This is a genomic window from Mesorhizobium sp. M7A.F.Ca.CA.002.04.1.1 (assembly GCF_004022805.1).
In the GTDB taxonomy this organism is placed as follows: domain Bacteria; phylum Pseudomonadota; class Alphaproteobacteria; order Rhizobiales; family Rhizobiaceae; genus Mesorhizobium; species Mesorhizobium ciceri.
In genome coordinates, this window is the sequence record NZ_RZPL01000245.1 from 1 (window position 1) to 7,231 (window position 7,231).

Annotated in this window: 6 protein-coding genes and 1 pseudogene; 2 read left to right on the forward strand and 5 right to left on the reverse strand. The window is 61.4% G+C overall.

Annotation, left to right across the window (positions count from 1 at the left end; translation table 11 throughout):
* The 5 genes from ENZ75_RS14850 to ENZ75_RS14870 form a co-directional block, all read right to left on the reverse strand.
* On the reverse strand, positions 1-1,007 hold a 1,007-nt coding region (locus ENZ75_RS14850; protein WP_128278162.1), incomplete at its 3' end, for an extracellular solute-binding protein.
* A 23-nt stretch (positions 1,008-1,030) separates the two neighbouring features.
* A complete protein-coding gene (locus ENZ75_RS14855) occupies positions 1,031-1,831 on the reverse strand; it encodes an ABC transporter permease (protein ID WP_013529816.1) in 801 nt (266 codons plus the stop codon).
* A complete protein-coding gene (locus ENZ75_RS14860; RefSeq protein ID WP_013529815.1) occupies positions 1,824-2,744 on the reverse strand; it encodes an ABC transporter permease in 921 nt (306 codons plus the stop codon). The genes ENZ75_RS14855 and ENZ75_RS14860 overlap by 8 nt, the downstream gene beginning before the upstream one ends.
* 2 nt (positions 2,745-2,746) lie before the next feature.
* Positions 2,747-3,841: an ABC transporter ATP-binding protein gene (locus ENZ75_RS14865; RefSeq protein ID WP_013529814.1), complete on the reverse strand. Its 1,095-nt coding sequence runs from the start codon at positions 3,839-3,841 to the stop codon at positions 2,747-2,749.
* A 141-nt stretch (positions 3,842-3,982) separates the two neighbouring features.
* Positions 3,983-5,662, reverse strand: a complete 1,680-nt coding sequence (locus tag ENZ75_RS14870; RefSeq protein ID WP_027161443.1) for an amidohydrolase — start codon at positions 5,660-5,662, stop codon at positions 3,983-3,985.
* 154 nt (positions 5,663-5,816) lie between these two features.
* Here ENZ75_RS14870 and ENZ75_RS14875 point away from each other — a divergent pair, with 154 nt between their 5' ends.
* On the forward strand, positions 5,817-6,578 hold the full coding sequence (locus ENZ75_RS14875; protein ID WP_244514233.1) for a TetR/AcrR family transcriptional regulator: 762 nt from the start codon (positions 5,817-5,819) through the stop codon (positions 6,576-6,578).
* Positions 6,579-6,604: 26 nt separating this feature from the next.
* Positions 6,605-7,231, forward strand: a pseudogene (locus ENZ75_RS14880) (histone deacetylase family protein); the annotation flags it as partial.

Sequence of the window (7,231 nt, forward strand, 5' to 3'; positions counted from 1 at the left end):
GTGTAGATGTCCTGGATTTCAGGCGCGCACATCTTCTGGAATTCGCCCTGTGGCTTCGCTGCGGCCGGAATGACGACTTCCGGCGCATCTTTCATGTCGGCCGGCATGTATTTGTCCGAGCCGGTGATGGCGTTGGCATAGCGGTGGAAGGCCGACAGGCCCGCCGCGTTTTCCGGATCCATGATGAAGTTCTGGAACAGCTTGGCATTGTCGACGTTCTTGGCTTCCTTCAGAACGACCACGTTATCGCTCCACAGGCCGTAACCTTCCTTTGGATAATTGTAGTGGATGGCCGGATTGGCCAGCCGCTGGCGCAGCGCCGAGCCGTTCCAGTCGCTGGTTGCCTTGAAGTCGCCGGCGCCCATCTTCTCGATGGTGTTGTATTCCATGGCGATCCAGTTCGGCTTGGCCGCGACCAGCGTGTCACGCACCTTCTTCAGCACCGCCTTGTCGTCCGTGCACTGCTGGCCGCCGACATATTTGATCGCCGCGAAGATGACGTCATTCATCTCGGGAACGACGTTGACCTTGCCCTTCAGCTCGTCCGGCGTGTTGAAGATGATGCCCCAGCTGTCGGCCGGTCCCTTGTAGGCGTCGGTGTTGACGACGACGCCCACCGTGCCCAGCGCCCACGGCACCGAGTATTTGCGGCCTGGATCGAAGTCGGGGTTGGCCCATTCGGGCGCTACATTCTTGAAGTTCTCCATCTTGCCGGGGTCGGTTTCCAGGACAAGGCCTTCCTTGATCCAGATCGGCACGTAGGTCTGCGAGGGTACCGCAATGTCGAAGCCGGTGCCGCCCTGGCGAACCTTGGCAAGCGCGGTGTCGTTGGAATCATAATCGGTGATGGTCACCTTGACGTTGTATTTGGCCTCGAACTTCTTGATCACGTCGGGGCTGGTGTAGTTGCCCCAATTGTAGATGTTGAGCACGCCGTCGGCGCGGGCCAGGCCCGTCGAGGCGAGCAACGCCAACCCCATGGCGGTTGCTGTTGTCTTCCAGTTCATGGTTTTAACTCCCATTTTTCGGTTCAGTCTCGTTTCCTGCTGACGAAGAAAAACAACGTGACGATGGCAACCGAGAGCAGCAGGAAGGCGGTCGATATCGCGTTGATCTCGGGTGTGATGCCGCGGCGGATCTGGCCGAGCATGTAGGTGGGCAGCGTGTCCTGGCCGCCCGATTTGACGAACTCGGTGATGACGACGTCGTCGAGCGAGATGACGAAGGCCAGCATCAGCCCGGCCAGGATGCCGGGCCACAGAAGCGGCAACGTGATGCGCCGGAACGTCTTCCAGGGCGTCGCGTAGAGGTCGGCTGCGGCACGCTCCAGCGTCAGGTCCATATTCTCAAGCCGCGCCCGGATCGGCAAATAGGCAAAGGGAATGCAGAACGCCGTGTGCGCGGCGACCAGATAGCCGATGCCGGAATAACCGGTGAAGATCTTGATGCGCGAGAAGAAGATCAGCAGCGCCACCCCGGTGACGATCTCGGGCACCATCAGCGGCTGGTTGATCGCCGCATACTTGAAGGTGAGGCCGGGATAGGACGCGGTGCGGGTGGTGGCGAGCGCCGCCATGGTGGCAAAGATCGTGGAGAGCACCGCCGCAATGGAGCCGATCTGGAAGGAACGCAGCGTGGCATCGACGACCTGCGTGTTCTGCCATGCCGACTGGAACCATTTCAGCGAAAAGCCGCCCCATTCGGAGGTCGAGCTCGCCGCGTTGAAGGCATAGATGACCAGCACGATGATCGGCAGATACAGCACGATAAAGCAGGTCGCGGCGATCGCGCTGAATCCTGGCTGGTGCTTGATGGAAAAGTTCTTAGCCATGACGCACCCCCGACTTGCCGGCATTGCGCACATAGGCAAGCAGCGCCACCATGACGATGATCATGACGGCGATCGACAGCGCCGAGCCGAGTGGCCAGTTGCGGCCCTGCCCGAACTGCAATTCGATCAGGTTGGACAGCATCATGTTCTTGCCGCCGCCAAGCACGCTCGGCGTCACATAGGCGCCAAGCGCTGGAATGAAGACCAGGATGGAGCCGGCGATGACGCCCGGCTTGACCATCGGAAAGATAATCCGCCGCAGCACCTGGAAGCGCGTGGCGTAAAGGTCGTAGCCCGCCTCGACCAGCCGGAAATCCAGCTTTTCCATGCTGGCGTAGATCGGCAGCACCATCAGCGGCAGGTAGACATAGGCCATGCCGATCAGGATCGCCGTGTCGGTGTAGAGGATCTGGATCGGCGCCGAGATGATGCCGAGCTTGAGCAGCATTGTGTTGATGATGCCTTCGTTGCGGATGATCTGCAGCACTGCGAAGGTGCGGATCAAAAGGTTGGTCCAGAACGGAATGGTGATCAGGAACAGCCAGAGATCGCGGGTCTTTTCGCTGCGCGTCGCCATGAAATAGGCGGTCGGGAAACCAAGCACCAAGGTGGCGATCGTCGTCACCACCGAGAGCTTGATCGAGCGCAGGAAGATGGTGACGTGGGCGGCGGCGATCGAAAGCGTGTCGTCGAAGATATCGCGTTCCAGAAACACCGCTATCCAGGCTTCCGGCGAGAACTGCCACTTCACGTCGCCATAGGAGCCTGGCGTCAGGAACGAGTACACGAGCACGATCAGCAAAGGGCCGGTCGCGGCGAGGAAAATGACCAGCAGCGCTGGTGCTGACAAAAGCCAGCGGTCACGGACATCGCGCCGCTCCGCTGCCTTGGCGACTTCTTCCGCGGTCGCCATCGTCAGTCCTTCAGGACCTGGGCGGCATCGCTGCCGATGAGGATGCCGACCGCGTCGCCCTTCTCGAAACCGCAGCCCGCGCTGCGCGTGTTCTGCTGGCGTACGGTGAAGAGTTCGCCGCTGTCGAGATGAACATGGATGTGGGTGTCGGTACCGAAATAGACGATATTATCGACCCTCCCCGACAGTTCGCCCTTGGCCTTGGTCAGCTTGGCGTGTTCAGGCCGAACCACGACCGTGGCATTGGGCTTGGGCTGGAAACCCTGGGCCACGGTCGCCTCGATGGTCGCACCGGACTTGAGCGTGGCGCGCGCCTTGCCGTTGGCCATCTCGCTGATGGCGGCCGTCAGGAAGTTGGTTTCACCGATAAAGTCGGCGACGAAGCGTTCGGCCGGCTTGTCGTAGATATCCCAGGGCGAACCGACCTGGAGGATCTTGCCCGATGACATGACCGCGATGCGGTCGGACATGGTCAGCGCTTCTTCCTGGTCGTGGGTGACGAAGATGAAGGTGATGCCGGTCTCGTGCTGCAGCCGCTTCAACTCGATCTGCATCTCCTTGCGCAGCTTGTAGTCGAGCGCCGACAGTGGCTCGTCGAGCAAAAGCACCTTCGGCTGCGGTGCCAAGGCGCGGGCCAAGGCCACGCGCTGCTGCTGGCCGCCGGAGATCTGGCTGGTGCGACGACCGGCGAGTGCCTCCATCTTGACCAGCTTCAGCATCTCGGCGACGCGCGCCTTGATCTCGGCCTTCGGCTTACCCAGCATTTCCAGGCCAAAGCCGATATTGTCGGCGACCGTCATGTGCGGGAACAGCGCATAGGATTGGAAAACGGTGTTGACCGGCCGTTTGAAGGGTGGCAGCGGCGCGATGTCCTGGCCGTAGAGCAGGATTTCACCGGCGGTTGGAAAATCGAAGCCGGCGATCAGCCTGAGCAACGTCGTCTTGCCGCAGCCGGATGGCCCCAGCAACGTGAAGAATTCGTTCTCGCGGATAGATACCGAGACCGTGTCGAGGGCAGCCACCTGCCCCTCACCTGATCCGAAAATTTTGCTGACGTTTACTACTTCAATCGCATTCCGATCCGGTTTGTCCGGCACGATTACGCCTCACTGTTGACCCCGCTCTTGCTGGCGGAGCTCTTCCCCTGTTCGATGTGACCACATGGCCGGTGGGTTGGCAAGCCCGGCATTGGGTCACAGTTCAGTCAGTCATTGAGGCCTGCAAGCCCCATGCCATAGTCAGGCCTGATAGGTGATCTTGCCGCCGCAAATCGTCGTCACCGGCCGCACCTTGTGCAGATCGGCCGGGGCGGTGTTCTCGATATCCATCGACAAAACCACCAGATCGGCCATGTAGCCCGATCTCAGCGTACCCTTGCGGTGCTCGGCGAATTCGGCGTAGGCGCCCTCGATCGTGTAACCGGCGATCGCTTCATGCAGCGAGAAACTCTGGTCCGGGTCGCTTTCTGCCCATGGTTTGCGCAACACTGCCGCCTGAATGCCCAGGATCGGATCGATCGGCGACACCGGCCAATCGGATGCGAAGACGACATGCGCGCCGGCATCCTTCAAGGTCCGCCAGGCATAGCTCAGCGGCCAGCGTGCCGGCCCGATGCGCGACACCGTCGGCTCCAGCGGAAAATCCATGGCGCCGGGCGGATGCGGCGGTTGCATGGAAGCAATGACGCCGAGTTCTGCGAAACGCGGCACATCCGATGTGGTGGTGACCTCGATGTGCTCGACCCGGTGACGGCTGTCGCGCTTGCCGTTCGCCTTCTGCGCCGCCTCATAACCGTCCAGCACCGCGCGCACCGCGCCGTCGCCGATCGAGTGCACCGCGATCTGCAGCCCGCGCCTGTCGGCCGCGACGGCCAGATCGATGAATTGTTGCGGCGTGAACAGCGGCTCGCCCACCCAGTCGGGCCGGTCGGCGTATGGCTCGACCATGACAGCTGTCCAGGAATCGAGCACCCCGTCGTAGAACACCTTGACCATGCCCGACGACAGCCATTCGCTGTTGTAGCTTTCGGCCATATCAGATGCCTTGTCGAGCATGTCGAGCGTCATGAAATTCTTGTAGTGGAACGGGATCTTGACGCGGCAGGGCAAGCCTTCCTCGGCTTCGATCTCGGCCAGCAGCTCAAGCTGATAGAGGTTGCCGTCCATGTTCTGGATCGAGGTGATGCCGTGGCGGGCGCACCAGGCGAGCCCGCGCCGCATGATGTCGCGGTCGGCGTCCCGCTCGGCCGCCGTCGGCATCGGGTCCGGCTCGCCGCCGGTCGACAGCCCCAGCCGCACCCGGCTTTCGCCGGCAAGGTCGAGCACCGGGCCAAAGGCCTCGCCTTCGCGCAATTCGCCGGCGGCCAGTCCATCGTCACCCATGACAATCTCATTGCCAGGGCCGAGCGTACGCCCCTGCAGGATGCCGGCCATTTCCAACGCCTTGGTGTTGGCCCACATGGTGTGATGGTCTGGCGCCGCCATGCAGAACGGACGATCGGGCAAAATGGCGTCGAGGTGATGGCGCGTCACGCGCTCGCTGCCGAGCACGGTGTAGTCGACGCCTTGGCCGACCAGCATCTTCGCGTCGGGCCGGGTAGGCGCATAGTCGCGGATCGCCTTCTGCAGCGCCTCGAAGCCATGTATACCGGTGAGTTGAAGGTGGGCAAGTTCAGCCCCGCCCGAAAACAGATGCATGTGGGCTTCGATGAAACCCGGCAGGACGGAGCCGCCCTTGGCGTCGATTACCTTGGTGGCCGGTCCCTTGAACTCTTCGATGGAGGCGCGGCTGCCGATGGCGATGATTGCGCCGTCCTTGACGGCGACGGCCTCGGCGGTGGGATTGTCGTCGTCGATGGTCAGTACACGACCATTGATGACGATCAGATCCGCATTGTGACCTGCACCTGTGACAGACATCGCGACTCCGCGCTTTTGACGACTGACTGAGACCGACAACCTCTTGGCCAACGACCTGCCACTCCACCGGAGCGGCGCCATGGGACGAAAAAGAATGCCAGCGCGCTGTCTTGGAAATTCCCCTTGTCATCCCAAGAGGCAGCGTGGATAAAGAATGCGACTGATTATTCGCGTTTGTCAACATACCGAATCTGGAATGTATCGTGGACAGCAAGCTCCCACCATGTTGAGACCGGGCGGGGAACGAGGACATCGGACGGTGAAGCGCAGTCTCGACCGCAAAAGCAGGATAGCGCTCGAACCGCGCAAACAGCCGCGGCAAAAACGCTCCAGCAAGGTGGTCGACCGGATTCTCGACGCAGCGCTGGTCTTGACGCGGGAGCAAGGAACCAAGACGCCGACGACGCTGGCCATTGCGCAGCGCGCAGGCTTGTCGGTTGGTTCGATCTACCAATACTTTCCCAACAAGGAAGCCATTCTTCTGGACCTCGCCCGGCGCTGGCTGTCATCCTTTCCCGAGGTGATCGCCAAGCGTATCAAGGTCGCCCCGCCCACCAACCGTGAAGAGTTTCGGCAGGAAGTGCGCAAGCTCTTCATCGACACGTCCAGACTCTACCTCGAAAACGCCAGCCTGATGCCGGTGATCGAGGCCATTTCAGGCAACGCCGACCTCAGGCCGATCCAGAACGAATATGACGAGCAGATCATCGCGCTCTACGCCGCATGGCTGCAGCATGTGAACCCGGCGCTTGAAGACAATGTCGCCAGCCGGCTCGGCGTGCTGATGATGGACGTCGGGCACGCCTGCCGGCTTGTCGGGCTGAAAAGAGACCGCAAGACATACGACCTCATCGAGGACGATGTGGAAAGAATGTGGCTCGCTCTGGTGAGCCCTTATCTCAATCTTGAATCTTGACTGATTTCGCACTTCGAGAGGAATTTATGAAGACTGTTTTCTCCCCCCTTCACGCCGGCCATGCCGGTCAAATGGAACTGGTCACATCAGCCATCGTGCCGGGTTTCGAGAAGCCATCGAGGGCCGAATTCATCAAGGCGCGGGTCGAAAGCGAGAAACTGGGTCCCATCATCGCGCCGCACGAACATGACCTCGCCGCCGCCAAGCGCATCCACAAATCAGACTATATCGACTTTCTCCCGACGGTCTGGCCGCAATGGCTGGAAGCAGGTCTCACAGGCACGGCGATGCCCTTCACATGGCCGACGCGCGGCCTGCGCGGCGACGTGCCGCCAAAGCGCGTCGACGCGCTGCTCGGCTATTATTCCTTCGATGCCGGCGCCACTTTCGTCGAAGGCACGTGGGCCGCGATCAAGTCTTCCTACGACGTAGCGCTGACCGCCGCCGGCCTGCTCAAGGATGGCGAGGCTTCCGCCTTCGCGCTCTGCCGTCCGCCCGGCCACCATGCCGGGGCTGGCTTCATGGGCGGCTATTGCTACATCAACAACGCCGCTGTCGCCGCGCAATGGTTCCGCGACCACGGCGCCAAACGCATCTCGATCCTCGATGTCGACTACCATCACGGCAACGGTACGCAGGAGATCTTCTACGAC